Origin of the sequence: Mesorhizobium sp. M1078, assembly GCF_040318615.1 — a bacterium.
Lineage (GTDB): Bacteria > Pseudomonadota > Alphaproteobacteria > Rhizobiales > Rhizobiaceae > Mesorhizobium.
This window is the reverse complement of record NZ_JAMYMP010000021.1, coordinates 69303-89076: the sequence shown is the minus strand read 5'-3', so window position 1 is coordinate 89076 and position 19774 is coordinate 69303. Positions and strand designations below refer to the sequence as shown.

The following is a 19774-nucleotide window of genomic DNA, read 5'->3' as shown; positions in this document are numbered from 1 at the left end:
CCCCCGCGGCCTCGGCGCCCCCCAAACCACCCACCCCCCCCCCCCCCCCGCCCGCGGGGGGGGGGGCCGCCGCCCCCCCCCCCCCGGGGTGGGGTGACTGCCGAGACCCAAAAGAAAAGGCCGCCCGGAGGCGGCCTTTCGATGTCTGGAACGTCGCAGCGCTTAGCGCTTCGAGAACTGGAAGGAACGGCGGGCCTTCGCCTTGCCGTACTTCTTGCGCTCGACGACGCGGCTGTCGCGGGTCAGGAAGCCGCCCTTCTTGAGCACGGCGCGCAGTGCCGGCTCATAGTAGGTCAGCGCCTTGGAGATGCCGTGACGAACGGCACCGGCCTGGCCGGACAGGCCGCCGCCGATGACGGTGGCGACGATGTCGTACTGGCCGGCGCGGTTGGAAGCGATGATCGGCTGGTTGAGGATCATCTGCAGGACCGGACGCGCGAAATAGGTCGCGAATTCCTTGTCGTTGACGACGATCTTGCCCGAACCCGGCTTCACCCAGACGCGGGCGATGGCGTTCTTGCGCTTGCCGGTGGCATAGGCGCGGCCCGACTTGTCGAGCTTCTGGACATGGACGGGTGCTGCCGGCTGGGTGTTGGTGTTGCCGGTGGCGGCGCCCAATTCTGCGAGCGAGGAAAGCTCAGCCATCTTATGCAACCTTCTTGTTCTTGGCGTTCAGCGCGCCGACGTCGAGGGTGACGGGCTGCTGGGCGACATGCGGATGTTCCGTGCCTGCATAGACGCGGAGGTTCTTCATCTGGCGACGGCCGAGCGGCCCGCGCGGGATCATGCGTTCGACGGCCTTCTCGACGACACGCTCGGGGAAACGGCCCTCGAGCAGCTGGCGCGCGGTGCGCTCCTTGATGCCGCCGGGGTGACCGGTGTGCCAGTAATAGACCTTGTCGGTGAACTTCTTGCCGGTGAACACCACCTTGTCGGCATTGATGACAATGACGTTATCGCCGTCGTCGACATGCGGGGTGAAGGTGGGCTTGTGCTTGCCGCGAAGATGATTGGCGATGACAGTGGCGAGACGGCCGACGACGAGACCCTCGGCGTCGATCAGCACCCACTTCTTCACCACATCCGCAGGCTTCTGCGAAAAGGTTGCCATGGATTTTCTGCTTTCGATTTTGACCTTCCGAAGAAGGCGTTTCTTGTTGCTTGGATTGGCGACAAGGCACTTGCCCGCCGCCAATAACAAAACGGCGGCCTTTGCGGGCCGCTGCTTCGTGACGGCTTATAGGCGAGGGGGTGGTGCACGTCAAGGCGCGGGAAAAGCACGTCTGCTCGTAAAGTGTAATAAAAACAAAGGTTTGATCAAAAGGTATTATTTTACCACATCGGCGGCGCGCTTCGGCGGGATCGAATAGGTGCCGGTCGCATGCGCTACCGTGTGTCCCTTCGGTCCGGCGACGATGTCGATATCGAACACCATCAGGCTCTTGCCCAGCTTCAGGATGCGGCAATGGCCGTCGATCGGCCCGGCTTCGGCCTTGCGGACAAAATTGATGTTGAGGTTGACGGTAACCGAAAGCGCATCCGGCCCGGCATGGCTGAGCACGCAGACATAGCCGCCAATGTCGGCCAGCGTGAACAGCGAGGGCCCGGACACCGTGCCGCCGGGACGCAAATGCCGTTCGCTGGCGTTGAGCCGCACCGTGCAGCCGCCGGGAAACACATCGAGCGCCTCATACGACGTGAACTCGTCGTTGAGCTGGGGGTAGACGCTGGCCATCAGCGCATTGACTTCAGCCGCCGTCAGCACCGGCTTGAGATTGTCCTGGGCGGGCATGTCGGTCTCTCGTTCTATGCCGGGCCTGTATGAACGCAATGATGCGCTTCTGGCAACACCTCTGGCGCAAGCGATGGGTGTTGATGAAACTCGATCCGATATTAGATAGTCTGGCGGCGCCCGGCGGAATCGCGGAGACCCTTGTCATGGCCGAAATCCTTTCGATCAAACCTGTTGCCATAGACGGGCCGGTCATCGCCGGGCTGGACAAGGGCGTGCTGCGCCTGACGCTCGCCAATCCGCCCGCCAATGCCTTGTCGCTTTCCGTCATGGCGGCATTGAGCGCCGAGCTCGACCGTGCCAAGGCCAACAAATCGGTCCGCGTCATCGTCTTGGCGGCCGCCGGGAAAGTCTTCTGCGCCGGTCACGATCTCAAGGAAATGACCGCGCGCCGCGCCGACGCCGACAAGGGCAAGGGGTTTTTCGAGCAGACATTTTCGGCTTGCGCGGCGTTGATGCAGCAGATCGTGCGCCATCCGCTCCCGATCATCGCCGAAGTCGATGGCCTAGCCACCGCTGCGGGGCTGCAACTGGTTTGCAGTTGCGACCTCGCCATTGCCTCGCATGAAGCGACCTTCTGCACGCCGGGCGTCAATATCGGCCTGTTTTGTTCGACGCCGATGGTGGCGCTGTCACGCAACGTGTCTCACAAGCACGCCATGGAAATGCTGCTCACCGGCGAGACCATCGATGCCGCAACCGCCAAGGAATTCGGCCTGGTCAACCGCGTCGTGCCGCGCGAATACCTGAATCAGATCGTCACCAAATACGCGCAAACCATTGCCTCCAAATCATCTCTGGTGGTCAAGACCGGCAAGGAAGCCTTTTACGCGCAGGCCGAGATGGGGTTGGCGGACGCGTATGCCTATACCGGCCGCGTCATGGTCGAGAACATGCTGGCCCGCGACGCCGAGGAAGGCATCGGCGCCTTCATCGGCAAGCGCAAACCGGAATGGACGGACGAATAGGTTTTCGATCCATGGAACCGCGCATCTCCATCATCACCATCGCCACCGACGATCTCGAGCGCGCCGTGCGCTTTTACGAAGGCATGGGCTTGAAGCGCCACGCCGGCATCACCGATGGCGTCGCCTTCTTCCAGATGGGCGGCGCCATTCTCGGCCTGTTCCCGAGGCCAAGCGCCGAGGAGGATTCAGGCATTGCCTTCGCCGCAGCACCGTCGGCGGTCTACCTCGCCTACAACACCCGCTCCGATGCCGAAGTCGACGACGTGCTGGCGGCCGCCGAGAAGGCCGGCGGCAGGATCGTCAAGCCGGCAGGCCGCGCCTTCTGGGGCGGCTGGTATGGATATTTCGCCGATGCCGACGGCCATGTCTGGGAAGTCGCACACAATCCGGCCTTCCCGATCGCGGATGACGGCACCATCTCGCTGCCGGACTGAGCGTCCGCATGGGCTATCGCAAGCAACTGACCCGGCTTAAGGCGCCTTATCTCAAACGCATCCTGATTGACCCCGAGCGCGTGGAAGATTGGGACAAGTATCCCTGGAACCTGCCTCTGTTCCGCGGCCGCGAATTCGAGCTCGAATTCACCACGCCGATCACCATCATTGTCGGCGAAAACGGCACCGGCAAATCGACGCTGCTGGAAGCGATCGGCGCGCTGGCCGGTTACGACGAAGCCGGCGGCGGCAAGGGCTACATGCCCGTCGACCACTCCGGCGCCATCGACGAGAGTGGTGCAGCGCTTGCCGACACGTTGCGCGGCCACTGGCTGCCGAAGGTCACAGCGGGTTGGTTCTTCCGCGCCGAATCTTTTTACTCGGTTGCCCGCTATCTCGATCAGGCGGCGCTGGAATCTGGCGGGGCGCCGCCGGATTTCCTGTCCTGGTCGCATGGTGAAGGGTTCATCCGCTTCTTCGAGGAGCGCTGCCGCCGGCAAGGTATCTACATCCTCGACGAGCCCGAAAGCGCGCTGTCGCCATCGCGGCAGATCGAGCTGCTGAAGATGCTGCGGCGCATGGACCGGTCCGGCACGGCTCAAGTGATCATGGCGACGCACTCGCCGCTGCTGATGGCCTGTCCGGGCGCGCGGCTGTTCCGCATCAGCCGCTTCGGCCTCGACCCCACAGATTTCACCGATACCGATCATTTTCGCATGATGCGCGACTTCTGCACGGACCCGCAGTCCTTTATGGAGGAAGCACTGAGGGAGACCGACGAGTGAATCACGATAGCTACGACAATGCCTACATCGGCGGCATCCTCAATTCTGTGAAGACCATCGCCATGGTCGGCGCGTCGGCCAACGATGTCAGGCCGAGCTTTTTCGTGCTGAAATACCTGCTGGCCAAGGGCTTTTCGGTGTTTCCGATCAATCCGGGGCAGGCCGGCAAGGAAATCCTCGGCCGCATGACCTATGCCAGCCTTGCCGATCTGCCTGAACCGGTCGACATGGTCGACATCTTTCGCGCCTCCGCAGCGGTGCCCGGCATTGTCGATGAGGTGCTGAAGCTCGACCCCTTGCCGAAAGTCGTCTGGATGCAGCTTGGCGTGCGCGATGACGAGGCGGCCGCGCGTGCCGAGGCGGCCGGTATCAAGGTGGTGATGAACCGCTGCCCGAAGATCGAATATGGCAAGCTGTCGGGCGAGATCGGCTGGACCGGCGTCAACTCCGGTGTGCTTTCGTCGAAGAAGCCGCTGATGCGGTCGGGATTCCAGAGTTTCGGTGTGCGCCAGAAGTAAGGCAGTGAATGGTGAATGGTGAATAGAAGGATTTTCCTGGAAGCCGGGTAAAGCCGCATATGAGCGGCTTGCAATCAAGGTGGGACTGGCCGACTTTGCGACCACCATTCATCGCTCACCATTGACCATTTCATCATTCACACGTTTACCGCTCAGGGAGGTTTTCGATGACCCGCACGCCCGGTTTCAACACGCTCGCCGTCCATGCCGGCGCCAAGCCCGACCCGGCGACGGGCGCACGCGCCACGCCGATCTACCAGACGACCTCCTTTGTGTTCGACGATGCCGACCATGCCGCCTCGCTGTTCGGGCTGAAGGCCTTCGGCAACATCTACACCCGCATCATGAACCCGACCCAGGCGGTGCTGGAAGAGCGGATCGCGGCGCTCGAAGGCGGCACGGCTGCACTTGCCGTTGCTTCCGGCCATGCCGCACAGGTGATCGTGTTCCACAATCTCATGCGGCCTGGCGATAATTTCGTCGCCGCCACAAGGCTTTACGGTGGTTCGATCAATCAGTTCGGCCATGCCTTCAAGAATTTCGGCTGGGAGGTGCGTTGGGCCGACACCAACGACGTCTCCACCTTCGAAAGCCAGATAGACGACAAGACCAAGGCGATCTTCATCGAGAGCCTGGCCAATCCCGGCGGCACCTTCGTCGACATAGAGAAAATCGGCGACATCGCCCGCAAGCACGGCTTGCCGCTCATCGTCGACAACACGCTGGCCTCGCCCTATCTGGTGCGGCCGATCGAGCATGGCGCCGACATCGTCGTCCATTCGCTGACCAAGTTCATCGGCGGCCACGGCAATTCGATCGGCGGCGCCATCGTCGATGGCGGCACGTTCGACTGGTCGAAATCCGGCAAATATCCGATGCTGTCGGAGCCGCGCCCCGAATATGGCGGCCTTGTCCTGCACGAAACCTTCGGCAATTTCGCTTTCGCCATCGCCGCGCGCGTGCTTGGCCTGCGTGACATCGGCCCGGCGATTTCGCCGTTCAATGCCTTCCTGATCCTGACCGGGCTGGAGACCTTGCCACTCAGGATGCAGCGCCATTGCGACAATGCGATCACCGTAGCCGGCTGGCTGTCCAACCACCCCAAGGTCGCCTGGGTCAACTATCCCGGCCTGCCCAGCGACAAGAACAACGCGCTGCAGAAGAAATACTCGCCGCAAGGCGCCGGTGCTGTCTTCACCTTCGGCCTGAAGGGCGGCTACGACGCAGGCATCAAGTTCGTCGAGGCGCTCGAACTGTTCTCGCACCTCGCCAATGTCGGCGATACCAAGTCGCTGGTCATCCATCCGGCCTCGACCACGCATCGCCAGCTTTCCGACGAGCAGAAGGTCAAGGCGGGTGCCGGACCGGACACGGTCCGGCTTTCCGTCGGCATCGAGGATGTCAACGACATCGTCGCCGATCTGGAACAGGCTTTGACCAAGGTTTGATTTTTTGAGTGAGTAGTGAGTAGTGAGTAGTGAGTAGTGAGTAGTGAGTAGTGAGTAGTGAGTAGTAGTCGGTATTCACTAGTTAGCAGTGATTAGTGATCAGCCACCCGCTCGAGGGAGCGCTTTCCGCTCACTACTCACTACTCACTAGTCACTACTCACTGCACTACTCACTGCACTACTCACTACTCACTAATCTGTTGGAGGCAAGCCCTGTCCGCGCATTACTTGGCAATATCGACCGACAGCGTCGACGCCGAACATGGCGCCCCGGCGCCGGATCGTCTGATTGCGGGCGATCCGAAGTTCCGCACCTGGAATGTCGAGGAGCGCGATGGCCGCCTCTATGCCGGCATCTGGGAAGCGACGCCGGGCAAATGGCGCATCGAATATGACGAATGGGAGTTCTGCCACATCCTGTCCGGCGTCTCGGTGGTTGCCGAGGATGGCGGCGAGGCGCGCACGGTCCGGGCCGGCGACAGCTTCGTGCTCAGGCCAGGCTTCAGGGGCAGCTGGGAAGTGCTTGAAACGACCCGCAAGGAGTATGTGGTCAAGCTCTGATCTCGCGGCGCGCTTGGACTTCACAAAAGCCGATCGATGTCAGTGTCGGAAAAGCCGTATCCGCTCATCATCTCCCTGTGCCAGGGACTGCCAAGCAAATCACTGAGGCATAAGTCGACGCGCTGGAGCAGGGTGGCACTGCCTTTGGCGAGAGCGAAAGCGCCGGGCGCTGGCTGTTTTTCGACTGCCGGGACGTCGACGACGTCGAGAGGCGCGTCGGGTCGCCGGCTCAGATAGCCGCGATGCGCGAGCGCTACACTCGCATAGGCATGCACCACGCCGGCCGCGACGGCGTTAGCTGCTTCGGCCTGGGTGGCAAATATCCTTAGCCGTTCGGGCTGAATAGCGTTTTGCAGGGCCGTCCGGTGCTGGATCTGGCCCGATATGACGCCGATCAGCGCCGTCCGATCATTGGCGACGGACCGATAGCCATCAAAGGCGCGGGGATTGTCTTTCGCGACCAGCAATCCATCCGCCAGCATCCAGATCGGCCTTGTGAAGTCGACCAGCTTCCGGCGGTCTTCGGAAATGAACAGGCCGGTGGTCATGTCCCACCCCTTCGGCAAGCCCAGGCAGCAGCTCGGCAAACTCGGTCTCGATGGGCAAAAGTTCCAGCCCGAGCGTCAGGCAGACCCTCTTGGCCAGTTGGGCATCGCTGCCGCCCAGACGTCCCGATCCGTCGATAAAGCAGAAGGGTGGTTCCTGTAGAAAGGCGAATCTCATTTTCTCGGGCATGCGTCGGCTCCGCCGTCCTCACAAGCTCACAGTGAGCTTTTCCAGCCCATGGAAATGATAGGTGTCGCGGAAGCGCGGCTGCTCCGCAAGATGGAGTTGCGGCTGCCGCTCGAACAGGGTTTTCAGCGACACCTGCAACTCCAGCCGCGCCAGCGGCGCACCGATGCAGAAATGGATACCGGCGCCGAACGAGACATTCTTCTGGTCTAGTCGGCCGGGCCGGAAGGCGCCAGGTTCGGCAAAGGCAAGCGGATCATGATTGGCCATGCCGAGCAGCAGGCCGACCGTCTCGCCCGGTTGTACGACAACCCCCGATGTCACCTCGACCTCCTGATAGGCGTAGCGGGTGAACATGTGCAGCGGCGCGTCGAAGCGCAGGCACTCCTCGACCGTTGCAGCGGTTGCTTCCGGCGAGGTGAAGAAACGGCCGGGGTCGCCGCCTTGCGCCAGCAACGTGCGCACGGCGTTGCCGGTTTGATGGACGGTCGCCTCGTGGCCTGCATTGAGCAACAGGATGGCAGACGAGACCAACTCGTCTTCCGACAGCTTCTGGCCATCCTCTTGTGCCGCGATCAGCAGCGATAGCAGGTCGTCGCCAGGCCTCTTCCGCCGCTCGGTGACATAGCCGCGCAAAAAGTCGGAAAAATCGTGCGCGGCGCGATTGGCCGCTTCCTCGGTCTCGCGCGTCCGGCCATGCATGTACATGGCCACCATCCGGTGCGACCAGTCGAGCAGTTGCGGCCCCATTTCGACCGGCACACCGAGCATTTCGGCAATGATGGTGATCGGCAAAGGTGCGGCGAAGCTGGGCAATAGATCGACCTGGCGCGGTTCGAAACGGTCGATCAGCTCATTGGCCAGCGCCTCCACGCGCGGCCGCAGCCGCTCGACCTGGCGCGAGACGAAGGCGCGGTTGACCAGGGTTCTGAGCCTGGTGTGCACCGGCGGCTCCAGCTCCAGCATCGAATTGCTCTCGATGCCGTCGAAAGCGGCCAAATGCGAGCGATCCTCGCCGATGCCGCGGCTGTCGGGAATGCCGGCCGGGTTCTGGCGACCGAAGCGGCGGTCGCGCAACAGCCGGTTGACGTCGTCGAAGCCGCCAAAGCACCAAAAGCCGAATTCCTCCCAGAAGAAGGCATTCGATGCGCCATGCAGGACGGCATAGGCGTCGTAGGGGTTCTGGAAAAACGCCGGTTCGTGCGGATCGAGCCGCAGGCGGCGCGTGGCTGGATCAAAGGCGAGGTAGGGCGGCATGGATGTGGTCATGCCAGACCATTACCGCGGCTTGCCGGCTTGGTGCCAGACCGGATGTTGGCACCCGACGGCCCTATGGATTGAGCCAACCGAGGCGGACCTCGGCGAAGTACCGAAGTCTAATCCTCGCAATGCCTGGCAATATGCACGCGGCGCCAGCTGGTCGAGCCTTCCTGCACCACCACCCGGCGCGCCATCCTCTGGTATGACGGCGCTATCTGGGTGACGTGCCGCCGCTCGGGCCGCACCAGCACTTCATGGGCGACGCTCTCATATTCGGCCGGCAGCACAAGCCGGCGGGTGCGCTCCGGTTCAACCACCACCGTTTCGGCCACACGCGCGTAGCGGGCCTTGCGCCACACCTTGCACAGCACCTTGCGGCCGTGGATGACGCGCCATTCCCAGGCATAGCCGCCATCGTCGACCTGGACCGTGCGGTAAACGGTGCGGGTTCTCGCCGGTACGATGTCATAGGTGACTCGGGGCGGCGCGATCTGCTCGACGCGCTCCATGGTGCCATAGATCGGCGGATCATAGTCGACCAACTGCCCGCCGGGACTGACCATGACGTCTTCATAGACGGTGTCATAGAGCGCCGGCCTGTGCACCGGCTCATAGCATTCGGCGGCCCGGCCGCCGGCAACCGCATCGGACACCATGCCGAGACCGGCAAGGCCGGAGATGGCGAGGCAAGCAGTTTTCCTGATCATGGCACTCCCCTGTTTGAACCCGAAACGTGAGGTTCAATGTTGAATTGTAGGGGAAGGTTCTCCGGGGGAAAGCGGTTTCGCCGCATTTCGTTAAGCGACGCGGTTAAGGAATTGCTACACCGCAAAAACGCCGCTGGCCGCGTTCGGACTTTCCCTTGCGCGGAAACCTTGATTCGACTTAACCAGATGGCTAGGAGCAGGCGGCCTTGCGCTAGGGTGAGCCGGCATCCTATTTACATTCTAACCATCAAGAACCGATTCTGCCCGATGTTCCGGCGCCGGAATCCCCATCTCCAAAAAGGGTAGTCCATGAAGAACCCCGTCGAAACCTACATGAACCTCGTTCCGATGGTGGTCGAGCAGACCAATCGCGGCGAGCGGGCCTACGACATTTTCTCGCGCCTGCTGAAAGAGCGCATCATTTTCATCACCGGCCCGGTCGAAGACGGTATGGCGACGCTGGTTTGTGCACAGCTTTTGTTCCTCGAGGCCGAGAACCCGAAGAAAGAGATCAATCTCTACATCAACTCGCCGGGCGGCGTGGTGACCTCGGGCATGGCGATCTACGACACCATGCAGTTCATCAAGCCGGCGGTGTCGACGCTGTGCATCGGCCAGGCGGCGTCGATGGGCTCGCTGCTTCTGACCGCCGGCCACAAGGACATGCGTTTTGCCACGCCGAACGCCCGTATCATGGTTCACCAGCCTTCCGGCGGTTTCCAGGGCCAGGCCTCCGACATCGAGCGGCACGCGCAGGACATCATCAAGCTGAAGCGCCGCCTCAACGAGGTCTACGTCAAACACACCGGTAAGAGCTACGAAGACATTGAAAAGACGCTTGACCGCGACCATTTCATGACAGCCGACGAAGCCAAGGATTTCGGCCTCATCGACAAGGTCATTTCGTCGCGCGAGCCGGTCGAAGGCGCTGCGGCATAAGCGCTGCATGGCAGTTGCGTGGCTGGATAACGCGCTTTTGCTGGGATTTGCGGCATTTCGGCCACAATTGGCTGTTCCCTCGGTGGATGGGATTGCCTACGTTAAGGCTATGTTGATTTTCGACGGCTTAGCTTTGTGCAGGGTTGGCGCGAATCATTGCGACGTTTTCTGATTTGTGTTTCGTACGGAATGCGTTGCGGGAGCCGGGACACTGGCGGCGGCGAATTCCCGCGATAGATAGAATATGCGCCCTTTCAGCCAGACCATCGGCGGGCGGCCATGAAAGGACAGGAAAATGAGCAAAGTCGGCAACAACAGCGGTGATTCGAAGAACACGCTTTATTGCTCGTTTTGCGGCAAAAGCCAGCACGAGGTGCGCAAGCTGATCGCCGGCCCAACGGTGTTCATCTGCGACGAGTGCGTCGAGCTATGCATGGACATCATCCGCGAGGAGAACAAGACCTCGATGGTGAAGTCGCGCGAGGGCGTGCCGACCCCGCAGGAGATCCTGAAGGTTCTCGACGACTATGTCATCGGCCAGCCCTACGCCAAGCGCGTGCTGTCGGTGGCTGTCCACAACCACTACAAGCGCCTGGCGCATGCCGGCAAGAACAACGACGTCGAATTGGCGAAGTCCAACATCCTGCTGATCGGCCCGACCGGCTGCGGCAAGACGCTGCTTGCCCAGACGCTGGCCCGCATCATCGACGTGCCCTTCACCATGGCCGACGCGACGACGCTGACCGAAGCCGGTTACGTCGGCGAGGACGTCGAAAACATCATCCTGAAGCTGCTGCAGTCGGCCGACTACAATGTCGAGCGCGCCCAGCGCGGCATCGTCTACATCGATGAAATCGACAAGATTTCGCGCAAGTCCGACAACCCATCGATCACCCGCGACGTGTCGGGCGAGGGTGTGCAGCAGGCGCTTCTGAAGATCATGGAAGGCACCGTTGCCTCCGTGCCGCCGCAGGGCGGCCGCAAGCATCCGCAGCAGGAGTTCCTGCAGGTCGACACCGCCAACATCCTATTCATCTGCGGCGGCGCCTTCGCCGGGCTGGACAAGATCATCTCGGATCGCGGCAGGAAGACTTCCATCGGCTTCGGCGCCATCGTGGCTTCGCCCGAGGATCGTCGCACCGGCGACGTGTTCCGCCTGGTCGAGCCCGAGGATCTCTTGAAGTTCGGCCTCATCCCCGAGTTTGTCGGCCGTCTGCCGGTCCTGGCGACGCTTGAAGACCTCGACGAGCCGGCGCTGATCCAGATCCTGACCGAGCCGAAGAACGCGCTGGTCAAGCAGTATCAGCGGCTGTTCGAGATGGAGAGTGTCGACCTGACCTTCCATGAGAATGCGCTGTCGGCGATCGCCAAGCGCGCCATCGAGCGCAAGACCGGCGCCCGTGGCCTGCGCTCGATCATGGAAGCAATCCTGCTCGACACCATGTTCGAACTGCCCGCTCTGGAAGGCGTGCGCGAAGTGGTGATTTCGGAAGAAGTGGTGACCGGCAGCGCCCGGCCGCTCTACATCTATTCCGAGCAGAAGGAAAAGAAGGGCAACGTCAGCGCCTGATCTGGCATCTGGCCTAACCTTTTTATGGAACGGCGCCCGCGGGGCGCCGTTTTGCTGTGGTGAGGTACCGATCCTTGTGACGGAGTGGATGAACGAACGTGTCGACCCTTGATCTTTGCCCCTCGTGCATCCAACTAACATCGGAAGGCCGAGGTGCCGAATTCTGTGCTGCAAAACTCCCGTCACAAACGGTGGTAGGCGGAACGATCCCCGGTCGTTAATATGAGATTCGCGGTTGGCTCAATTAGCGGCCGCGACATGAAAGGTTGGACAATGGCCAAAATATCCAAGGCTCCCAGCGACGGCGTCTTCGCAGTCCTCCCACTGCGCGACATCGTGGTGTTCCCGCACATGATCGTTCCGCTCTTTGTCGGGCGTGAAAAGTCGATCAAGGCGCTGGAAGAGGTTATGGGTCAGGAAAAGCAGATCCTGCTTGCCACCCAGATGAATGCCGCCGATGACGATCCCGAGCCCGATGCGATCTTCGACATCGGCACGCTCGCCAATGTGCTGCAATTGCTGAAGCTGCCCGACGGCACCGTCAAGGTGCTGGTCGAAGGCGCTTCGCGTGCCAAGATCGTCTCGTTCACCGACCGTCCGGACTTCCACGAAGCTACCGCCACGGCGCTGGTCGAGCCGGAGGAGGAAGAGGTCGAGGTCGAGGCGCTCGCCCGTTCGGTCGTCACCGACTTCGAAAACTACGTCAAGCTGAACAAGAAGATCTCGCCTGAAGTGGTGGGCGCCGCCAGCCAGATCGACGACTATTCCAAGCTCGCCGATACGGTTGCCTCGCACCTCGCCATCAAGATCCCCGAGAAGCAGGAGATGCTTGCCACGCTATCCGTCAAGGAACGGCTGGAAAAGGCGATGGGCTTCATGGAAGCCGAAATCTCCGTCCTGCAGGTGGAGAAGCGCATCCGCTCGCGCGTCAAGCGCCAGATGGAGAAGACGCAGCGCGAATATTACCTCAACGAGCAGATGAAGGCGATCCAGAAGGAGCTCGGCGAAGGCGAGGACGGCCGCGACGAGGCCGCCGAGATCGAGGCGCGCATCAAGAAGACCAAGCTCTCCAAGGAGGCCCGCGAAAAGGCGGAAGCCGAGTTGAAGAAGCTGCGGACGATGTCGCCGATGTCGGCGGAATCGACCGTCGTGCGCAATTATCTCGACTGGATCCTGTCGATCCCGTGGGGCAAGAACTCCAAGGTCAAGCAGGACCTGGCGTTTGCGCAGAACGTGCTCGACACCGATCATTTCGGCCTCGATAAGGTCAAGGACCGCATCGTCGAGTATCTCGCCGTGCAAAGCCGCCAGAAGAAGCTGAAGGGGCCGATCCTGTGCCTCGTCGGCCCTCCCGGCGTCGGCAAGACCTCACTCGGCAAGTCGATCGCCAAGGCGACCGGCCGCGAGTTCATCCGCATGGCGCTTGGCGGCGTGCGTGACGAGGCCGAGATCCGTGGCCACCGCCGCACCTATATCGGCTCGATGCCCGGCAAGGTCATCCAGTCGATGAAGAAGGCCAAGAAGTCCAACCCGCTCTTCCTGCTCGACGAGATCGACAAGATGGGCCAGGACTTCCGCGGCGATCCGTCATCGGCTTTGCTCGAGGTGCTCGATCCCGAGCAGAACTCGACGTTCATGGACCATTACCTCGAGGTCGAATACGACCTGTCGAGCGTGATGTTCGTGACGACGGCGAACACACTGAACATCCCTGCGCCCCTGATGGACCGCATGGAGATCATCCGTATCGCCGGCTACACCGAGGACGAGAAGATCGAGATCGCCAAGCGTCACCTGATGCCCAAGGTGATCCGCGATCATGCCCTGCAGCCGAAGGAATTCTCCGTCGGCGAGGACGCGATCCGCGGCATCATCCAGACCTACACCCGTGAAGCGGGCGTCAGAAGCCTGGAGCGCGAGCTGATGAAGCTCGGGCGCAAGGCGGTGACCGAGATCCTGAAGACGAAGAAGAAGACGGTGAGCATCACGGCGGCGAACCTCGCCGATTACCTCGGTGTTCCGCGCTTCCGCTTCGGCCAGGTCGAGGCTGACGATCAGGTCGGTGTCGTCACCGGTCTTGCCTGGACGGAAGTCGGCGGCGAGCTGCTGACGGTCGAAGGCGTCATGATGCCCGGCAAGGGCCGCATGACGGTGACCGGCAATCTGCGCGACGTGATGAAGGAATCGATCTCGGCGGCGGCCTCTTATGTCCGCTCGCGGGCCATCGATTTCGGCATCGAGCCGCCGCTGTTCGACAAGCGTGACATCCACGTCCACTTGCCCGAAGGCGCCACGCCGAAGGACGGTCCGTCTGCAGGTGCTGCCATGGCGACAGCCATCGTGTCGGTCATGACGGGGATTCCGGTCCGGGCCGATGTGGCGATGACTGGCGAGATAACGCTTCGCGGCCGCATCTTGCCGATCGGCGGCCTCAAGGAGAAGCTGCTCGCCGCATTGCGCGGCGGCATCAAGAAGGTGCTGATCCCGGAAGACAACGCCAAGGATCTGGCGGAGATACCGGACAATGTGAAGAACGGTATGGAGATCATTCCGGTCTCACGTGTCGGCGAGGTTCTGAGGCACGCGCTGGTGCGCATGCCGGAGCCAATCGAGTGGGTCGAGCCGGTCAATCCGCCGGCTTCCACCGATACCGTTGACGATGCTGGAAAGTCGCTTGCACATTAGAAACTACTAAAGTTGCAGTGCACAAAGAGAGAGCCGGGCCTTGAGCCCGGCTTTTTCATGTGAAAAACCCACCATTTCCGGGCTTTTTTCAACTTTTTTCCGGCTTTTTGACTTGGGTTTGCGAGCGCTTCTTTCTAAAGTCCCTCTCCTGCCGGATGAGTCGAAAGTTCCGGTTTTCTCATGGAAGGGAATTTTTATGAACAAGAACGAACTGGTTTCCGCTGTCGCTGAATCCGCGAGCATTTCGAAGGGTGACGCACAGTCGGCGGTTGAGGCGGTGTTCTCCGTCATCACTGGCGAACTGAAGAAGGGCGGCGATGTACGGCTCGTCGGCTTCGGAAATTTCACCGTCTCCAAGCGTGCGGCATCTACTGGCCGCAACCCGCAGACTGGCGCGGAAGTGAAGATTCCGGCGCGTACCGTGCCGAAGTTCTCGGCCGGCAAAGGCCTCAAGGACGCGGTCAACTAAAAATTTTTCAGAGAATGTTGAAAGCCGGGTTCGCCCGGCTTTTCTTTTGCCTCGATGGCGGCAGGCCGTCAGCCCGCTGAGGCGAGCCTTCAGCCCACCGGCGCATCCGCGCGCATCAGGCCTTCCTGCTTGAGGTCCGCCCACAGCGCCGCAGGCAGCTTGGCATCGAGCAGGGCGCGGTTGCTTTCGACTTCACTCGGCCGCTGGCCGCCGGGGATGACCGACACCACGGAAGGGTGCAGCAGCGGAAACTGCAGCGCCGCCTCGATCAGCCTGACGCCATGGCGCTGGCAGACGGCCTCGATGCGCCCGACGCGATCCATGATGTCCCTTGGCGCCTCGGAGTAATTGTAATAGGCGCCTGGCTTCGGCCCGGTCGCCAGGATGCCGGAATTGTAAGGACCGCCGAGAACGATGCCGATGCCGCGTTGCTCACAGAGCGGCAGGAAGGTGGCAAGCGCTTCCTGTTCCAGCAGCGTGTAGCGCCCGGCCAGCAGGAACAGGTCGAAGTCGCCACGCTCCGCCAGCGTCTGGCAAACCTCCCATTCGTTGATGCCGCCGCCGAAGGCCTTGATCACGCCCTGGTCGCGCAGTGCAACCAGTCCGTTGTAGCCCGAGGCCATGAATTCCTCGATGCGCTGGTCTGACGCCTCCTTGCTGCCATGGGTGAAGATGTCGAGGTCATGGACGAAAAGGATGTCGATGCGGTCGACGCCAAGCCGTTCCAGCGACGCCTCGAACGAGCGCATGACGCCGTCATAGCTGTAGTCGTAGACCTCCTTGCGCGTCGGTGTGTCGAAGAACTTGCCGATGCCGGTTCGTTCCTCCGGCGGGCAGGCGCGCAACAGGCGACCGACCTTGCTCGACAGCACATAGTCGTCGCGCTTCCTGCCGCGCAGGAAGGCATTGAGCCGTGTTTCGGCAAGGCCCAGGCCATAGAGCGGCGCGGTGTCGTAGTAACGGCAGCCGGTCGCCCACGCCGCCTCCAGCGTCGCGTTGGCATCCTCGTCGGGGACGGCGCGGTAAAGGTTGCCGAGCGGCGCGCTGCCGAAGCCAAGCTCGGTAAAGTCGAGGCCGCCATTGCCGATGCGGTCGAAATGCCGTGTCTTCATGTCGTGCTGATTTCCTGGATTGATTGTCTGACATGACACTATCACGCCGCTGGCTCAGCAAAAGCCGCCATGGCCGTTGGACAGGCATTTTCGCGGTGATAGCATGAACAAAAACAAGCCTTTTTCCGAAAGCGCGCAACCCGAAATCACCGGCCACAAACTCAGCCGGACAGATGGGACTCTCATGACGAATGCCGGCTCGGATATGTTTTCGACCGCCCTGCAAGAGCTGGGCGCCGTACTGGCGCGCGTCGACGAAGCCGGCATCTACACCGCCTGCGAAACCCTGGCCCGCGCGCAAAAGATCGTCGTCTATGGCTGCGGCCGCGAGGCCTTGCAGCTCAAGGGTTTCGCCATGCGCCTCTATCACCTTGGCCTTGAGGTGTCGGTGGTCGGCGACATGAACACGCCACCGCTTGGCCCAGCCGATGTCTTCCTGGTCAGTTCCGGCCCGGGCGAGACGACGACGGTGCTTACCTTGATGCAAGTCGCCCGCCAGGCCGGCGCCACCGTGCTTTTGCTCACCGCCGAGGCAGGCAGTAGTGCGGTCGCGCTTGCCGACTTCACCTTGCTGATCCCGGCGCAGACCATGGCGCGTGACCAGGGGCCACAAAAGACATCGCTGCTGCCGATGGGCTCGGTCTTCGAAGGGGCGCTGTTCCTGCTGTTCGAGGTGATGGTGCTGAAGCTCAAGGCGCTGACCGGCCAGTCGTCCGAGGCCATGCGCACCCGCCACACCAACATGGAATAGATCATGCGCTACGAACTGATGTTGCCGCACCAGATCCGCAAGGCGATCGCCGAGAACTGGCCGGTCGCTCTCCCGCTCGGCGTGCTCGAATATCACGGCGAGCACATGGCTGTCGGCATGGACACGCTGGCCGTCGTCAAGACGCTGGAGCTCTACGAGAAGGAGGCCGACATCGTCATCCTGCCGGCTTTCTACTACGGTGCGGCGAGCTATGTGGTGGCAGCACCTGAAGGCAACGGCTCGGTGCAGGTCGGCGGCAACCAGCTGGCGCCGTTCGCCGAAGAATTGTTCTACAGCCTGCTGCGCATCGGCTTTCGCAACATCAACGCCATCATCCACCACCAGACCGAGAACTTTGCCGCCGGCATGCCGACCGATCTCGCCTTCAAGGCCGCCGGCCGCCAGGCGATCTTCCGCTTCCTCGAGAAGCAGCGCGGCGAGGGCTGGTGGGGCTCAGACGAAATGGCCGATTATTATGCCGGGCACGCCGCCGGCGAGAATTTCTTCAACTGGGTGCAGGTGCACCCGCTCATGTCGGCTGCCATGAACGGGAAATATCCGTTCGATCACGCCGGCATCGGCGAGACGTCGCTGATGCTGGCGCTGTGTCCGGAAGCGGTCGATGCCGGGCGTTTTGGCGAGAATACCGCGTGGTATACGGCGAGTGCGCCGGAGGCCTCGGCGGAGCTGGGGCGAAAGGGTGTGGCGATGATCATGGATCACCTGAGGGCGATATTGGGGCGCTAGCAGACAAAGTCGCTCTGTAGCGATCCTTCACACCCCCCCCTCTGTCCTGCCGGACATCTCCCCCGCAAGGGGGGAGATCAGATGTCATTTCCGCTTTCGTCATCACCTACGTCGCAAGAAAAGCGATGCAGCCAAAGCTGCCGATCTCCCTCCTTGCGGGGGAGATGGCCGGCAGGCCAGAGGGGGGTGCTGTCCCGCCGAGGTCAACAGTAGAGGGGCACGCCGCCTCTCGCCCTACTTCACCGCGCCCGCCGTCATGCCCATGATCAGATACCGCTCCAGCGCAATCCCGATGACCGCCAGCGGTGCGATCGCGGCGGTGGCAAGCGCCGCCATCGACCACCAGTTGATGCCTTGCGAGCCGGTCTGGCTCGCCACCATCACCGGAATGGTCTTGGCGTCGGTCGACGTCAGGAGTGCCGCAAAGAAGTACTCGTTCCAGCACAGCACCATCGCCAGGATGAAGGCGGCGACCATGCCCGGCAGCGCAATCGGCATGACGATACGGAAAAAAGCGCCCCAGATCGAGAGGCCGTCGACCAGCGCTGCCTCCTCGAGCTCGACCGGGATCGAGTTGAACTGGTCGCGCATGATCCAGATGACGATCGGCAGCACCATCAGCGTGTAGAGCAGGATCAGGCCGATGCGTGTGTCGAGCAGACCGACTTCGCGGTAGAGCACCAGGAAGGGCAGGGCGAGCACCACCGGCGGTAGGATCAGCTGCGACAGGAAGAAGAAGGAGATGTCCTCGTTCTTGAACCAGGCGAACTGATAGCGGTAGCGGGTCAGCCCATAGGCGGCGAGGCTGCCAATGACGATGGCGAGGCTCGACGCACCGACCGAGGTGATGACCGAATTCATGAAGCGCTTGAAAAACTCCTCCCGCACCGTCGAGGTCTGGAAGATCGAATCCGGCGACAGGCCGAGCGAGCGCCAGCCCTTCCAGTCCGGTTGGAAGTCGACGAACGGAATGAGGTGTCCTTGCGTGACATCGACCGCGGTCTTGAACGAGGTGGTGATGGTCCAGTAGATCGGGAACAGGCAGATGAAGGCCCAGAACGCCAGCGCGCCATAGATGAAGATGCGATTGGCCAGAAAACCCAGCGGTGAGCGGATTTCCGAGGCAGCATAGTCGGTGGTCTGGACGCTCATTGTGCCTCGTCAGTTCACGTTGCGCACGAAGCGATTGGCGAATTTCAACAGCCAGGTCACGAACACGACGATGATGACAAGATAGGCCATCGCCAGCATGGTGCCGTAGCCGACATTCGAACGGTCGCGGTATTCGCGGTAGATGAAGCTCGACACCGAATCCGTGGCGCCGCCGGGGCCGCCGGAGGTGACGGTAATGATGATGTCGGCAAGCTTCAGCTTGAAGATGATGCGCAGGATCACCGCCGTGACCGACACCGGCAGCATCAGCGGGAAGGTGACCTGCCAGAAAGTCTGCCAGGGCGTGGCGCCATCGACGCGCGCCGCTTCCAGCACGTCGCGCGACATCGCCTGCAGGCCGGCAAGCAGCATGATCATCATGAACGGGATGAAGGTCCAGGCGTCGAGCACCATGATCGAGATGCGGGCGGTGATCGGGTTGGAGAAGAAGGCGGGGTTTTCCCAGCCGACATGGCGCGCCAGCGTCGCCGCCGGCCCGAAACGGTACTCCATCAGCGATTTGCCGATCATCCACGACACCGCGACCGGCGACAGCATCAGCGGCATCAGGAAGACGACTCGGAAGAATTTGCGCGCCCGGATCTGCGCGTTGAGCAGCAGCGCCAGGCCGAAGGCAATCACATACTCAACCAGCACGGCGAGCACATAAAGCACCATGTTGAACAGCGCGTTGCGGTAGTAGGGATCGGCCAGCATCTGCCAGAAATTGTCGAGCCCGTTGAACTTGCGGCCGGAAAAGGACGACAGGTTCCAGTCGGTCAGCGCGATATAGAAGCCGAACAGCGTCGGGAAGATCACCATGGCGATGGTGAACAGCAGCGCCGGCAGCAGGAACAGCGCGCGCTGGCCGTCCTCGCCGCGCGTCAGCACCTGGCCGATGCCGAGCGCCACCCCCCACAGAACATAGGCATAGACGATGGGACGCCAGGTCTCGAAGCCGAGCGTGGTGATCTCGTTCTTGTAGAGGATCTCAAACGCGATCACCGCCAGCAGGCCAAGCGTGGCGGCCGCCATCAGGGCAAAACCCGCCCGCTTGCGGGCCGGCGAGATCAGATCGGCTGGGCCGGCGTTGGCCGGCCATGCATTGGTGGTCTGGTCAGCCACGCGTCCCCGTCCGTTTAAA

Annotated in this window: 22 protein-coding genes; 12 read left to right on the top strand and 10 right to left on the bottom strand. The window is 61.9% G+C overall.

The annotated features are described in order from the left end of the window. Nucleotides 1-162: 162 nt before the first annotated feature. From rpsI to NKH38_RS23575, 3 genes are all read right to left on the bottom strand, one after another. A complete protein-coding gene (rpsI, locus tag NKH38_RS23585) occupies nucleotides 163-645 on the bottom strand; it encodes a 30S ribosomal protein S9 (protein WP_023669408.1) in 483 nt (160 codons plus the stop codon). Between the two features lies 1 nt (nucleotide 646). Next, a complete protein-coding gene (gene rplM / locus NKH38_RS23580) occupies nucleotides 647-1111 on the bottom strand; it encodes a 50S ribosomal protein L13 (protein WP_023669409.1) in 465 nt (154 codons plus the stop codon). A gap of 216 nt (nucleotides 1112-1327) precedes the next feature. Continuing rightward, nucleotides 1328-1792, bottom strand: a complete 465-nt coding sequence (locus NKH38_RS23575; protein ID WP_023693292.1) for a PaaI family thioesterase — start codon at nucleotides 1790-1792, stop codon at nucleotides 1328-1330. 146 nt (nucleotides 1793-1938) lie between these two features. Between NKH38_RS23575 and NKH38_RS23570 the strand changes: the two genes are divergently transcribed. The 6 genes from NKH38_RS23570 to NKH38_RS23545 all read left to right on the top strand — a co-directional run bounded on the left by NKH38_RS23570 (nucleotide 1939) and on the right by NKH38_RS23545 (nucleotide 6506). Next, nucleotides 1939-2760, top strand: coding sequence for an enoyl-CoA hydratase (locus NKH38_RS23570; protein WP_023689473.1), 822 nt, complete (start codon nucleotides 1939-1941; stop codon nucleotides 2758-2760). Between the two features lie 11 nt (nucleotides 2761-2771). Continuing rightward, the gene (locus NKH38_RS23565) at nucleotides 2772-3194 is read left to right on the top strand and encodes a VOC family protein (RefSeq protein ID WP_023689472.1); all 423 of its coding nucleotides are present in this window, start codon (nucleotides 2772-2774) and stop codon (nucleotides 3192-3194) included. Between the two features lie 8 nt (nucleotides 3195-3202). Further along, a complete protein-coding gene (locus NKH38_RS23560) occupies nucleotides 3203-3979 on the top strand; it encodes an AAA family ATPase (RefSeq protein WP_023693294.1) in 777 nt (258 codons plus the stop codon). Further along, on the top strand, nucleotides 3976-4497 hold the full coding sequence (locus NKH38_RS23555; RefSeq protein ID WP_023669414.1) for a CoA-binding protein: 522 nt from the start codon (nucleotides 3976-3978) through the stop codon (nucleotides 4495-4497). The genes NKH38_RS23560 and NKH38_RS23555 overlap by 4 nt, the downstream gene beginning before the upstream one ends. A 167-nt stretch (nucleotides 4498-4664) precedes the next feature. Then, entirely contained in the window at nucleotides 4665-5945 is a 1281-nt protein-coding gene (locus NKH38_RS23550) for an O-acetylhomoserine aminocarboxypropyltransferase (protein WP_023693295.1), read from the top strand. A gap of 228 nt (nucleotides 5946-6173) precedes the next feature. Continuing rightward, on the top strand, nucleotides 6174-6506 hold the full coding sequence (locus NKH38_RS23545) for a cupin domain-containing protein (RefSeq protein WP_373420123.1): 333 nt from the start codon (nucleotides 6174-6176) through the stop codon (nucleotides 6504-6506). A gap of 20 nt (nucleotides 6507-6526) precedes the next feature. Here the strand turns inward: NKH38_RS23545 and NKH38_RS23540 are convergent, their stop codons facing one another. The 4 genes from NKH38_RS23540 to NKH38_RS23525 all read right to left on the bottom strand — a co-directional run bounded on the left by NKH38_RS23540 (nucleotide 6527) and on the right by NKH38_RS23525 (nucleotide 9205). Further along, nucleotides 6527-7054, bottom strand: coding sequence for a type 2 periplasmic-binding domain-containing protein (locus tag NKH38_RS23540; RefSeq protein WP_280790547.1), 528 nt, complete (start codon nucleotides 7052-7054; stop codon nucleotides 6527-6529). Then, on the bottom strand, nucleotides 6939-7229 hold the full coding sequence (locus NKH38_RS23535) for a transporter substrate-binding domain-containing protein (protein ID WP_280791137.1): 291 nt from the start codon (nucleotides 7227-7229) through the stop codon (nucleotides 6939-6941). Before NKH38_RS23535 ends, NKH38_RS23540 begins: the two co-directional genes overlap by 116 nt. 30 nt (nucleotides 7230-7259) lie before the next feature. Beyond that, nucleotides 7260-8507 (bottom strand): cytochrome P450, encoded by a 1248-nt coding sequence (locus NKH38_RS23530; RefSeq protein ID WP_352762256.1) that lies wholly within the window; start codon nucleotides 8505-8507, stop codon nucleotides 7260-7262. A 107-nt stretch (nucleotides 8508-8614) separates the two neighbouring features. Next, nucleotides 8615-9205, bottom strand: coding sequence for a hypothetical protein (locus tag NKH38_RS23525; RefSeq protein ID WP_023831022.1), 591 nt, complete (start codon nucleotides 9203-9205; stop codon nucleotides 8615-8617). Between the two features lie 309 nt (nucleotides 9206-9514). On the opposite strand from NKH38_RS23525, the gene clpP reads away from it, so the two are divergent. From clpP to NKH38_RS23505, 4 genes are all read left to right on the top strand, one after another. Then, nucleotides 9515-10144, top strand: a complete 630-nt coding sequence (gene clpP / locus NKH38_RS23520) for an ATP-dependent Clp endopeptidase proteolytic subunit ClpP (RefSeq protein WP_023682306.1) — start codon at nucleotides 9515-9517, stop codon at nucleotides 10142-10144. A gap of 295 nt (nucleotides 10145-10439) precedes the next feature. Continuing rightward, nucleotides 10440-11714, top strand: a complete 1275-nt coding sequence (clpX, locus tag NKH38_RS23515) for an ATP-dependent Clp protease ATP-binding subunit ClpX (RefSeq protein ID WP_023682305.1) — start codon at nucleotides 10440-10442, stop codon at nucleotides 11712-11714. A 273-nt stretch (nucleotides 11715-11987) separates the two neighbouring features. Beyond that, complete coding sequence (gene lon, locus NKH38_RS23510) at nucleotides 11988-14399, top strand: endopeptidase La (protein WP_023682304.1); 2412 nt, start codon at nucleotides 11988-11990, stop codon at nucleotides 14397-14399. A 196-nt stretch (nucleotides 14400-14595) separates the two neighbouring features. After that, nucleotides 14596-14868 (top strand): HU family DNA-binding protein, encoded by a 273-nt coding sequence (locus tag NKH38_RS23505; protein WP_023669423.1) that lies wholly within the window; start codon nucleotides 14596-14598, stop codon nucleotides 14866-14868. Nucleotides 14869-14957: 89 nt separating this feature from the next. Here NKH38_RS23505 and NKH38_RS23500 read toward each other — a convergent pair whose 3' ends face one another. Next, the gene (locus NKH38_RS23500) at nucleotides 14958-15980 is read right to left on the bottom strand and encodes an aldo/keto reductase (protein WP_023682303.1); all 1023 of its coding nucleotides are present in this window, start codon (nucleotides 15978-15980) and stop codon (nucleotides 14958-14960) included. A gap of 184 nt (nucleotides 15981-16164) precedes the next feature. Here NKH38_RS23500 and NKH38_RS23495 point away from each other — a divergent pair, with 184 nt between their 5' ends. Then, the gene (locus NKH38_RS23495) at nucleotides 16165-16731 is read left to right on the top strand and encodes an SIS domain-containing protein (RefSeq protein WP_023682302.1); all 567 of its coding nucleotides are present in this window, start codon (nucleotides 16165-16167) and stop codon (nucleotides 16729-16731) included. A 3-nt stretch (nucleotides 16732-16734) separates the two neighbouring features. Then, nucleotides 16735-17478, top strand: coding sequence for a creatininase family protein (locus NKH38_RS23490; RefSeq protein WP_023730887.1), 744 nt, complete (start codon nucleotides 16735-16737; stop codon nucleotides 17476-17478). A 234-nt stretch (nucleotides 17479-17712) separates the two neighbouring features. Here NKH38_RS23490 and NKH38_RS23485 read toward each other — a convergent pair whose 3' ends face one another. Together NKH38_RS23485 and NKH38_RS23480 are read right to left on the bottom strand one after the other, a co-directional pair. Beyond that, nucleotides 17713-18630 carry a carbohydrate ABC transporter permease gene (locus tag NKH38_RS23485; RefSeq protein WP_023669427.1) on the bottom strand — a complete coding sequence of 306 codons (918 nt, stop codon included), beginning with the start codon at nucleotides 18628-18630 and terminating at the stop codon, nucleotides 17713-17715. A 9-nt stretch (nucleotides 18631-18639) separates the two neighbouring features. After that, nucleotides 18640-19755: a carbohydrate ABC transporter permease gene (locus NKH38_RS23480; protein ID WP_023711518.1), complete on the bottom strand. Its 1116-nt coding sequence runs from the start codon at nucleotides 19753-19755 to the stop codon at nucleotides 18640-18642. Nucleotides 19756-19774 lie beyond the last annotated feature (19 nt).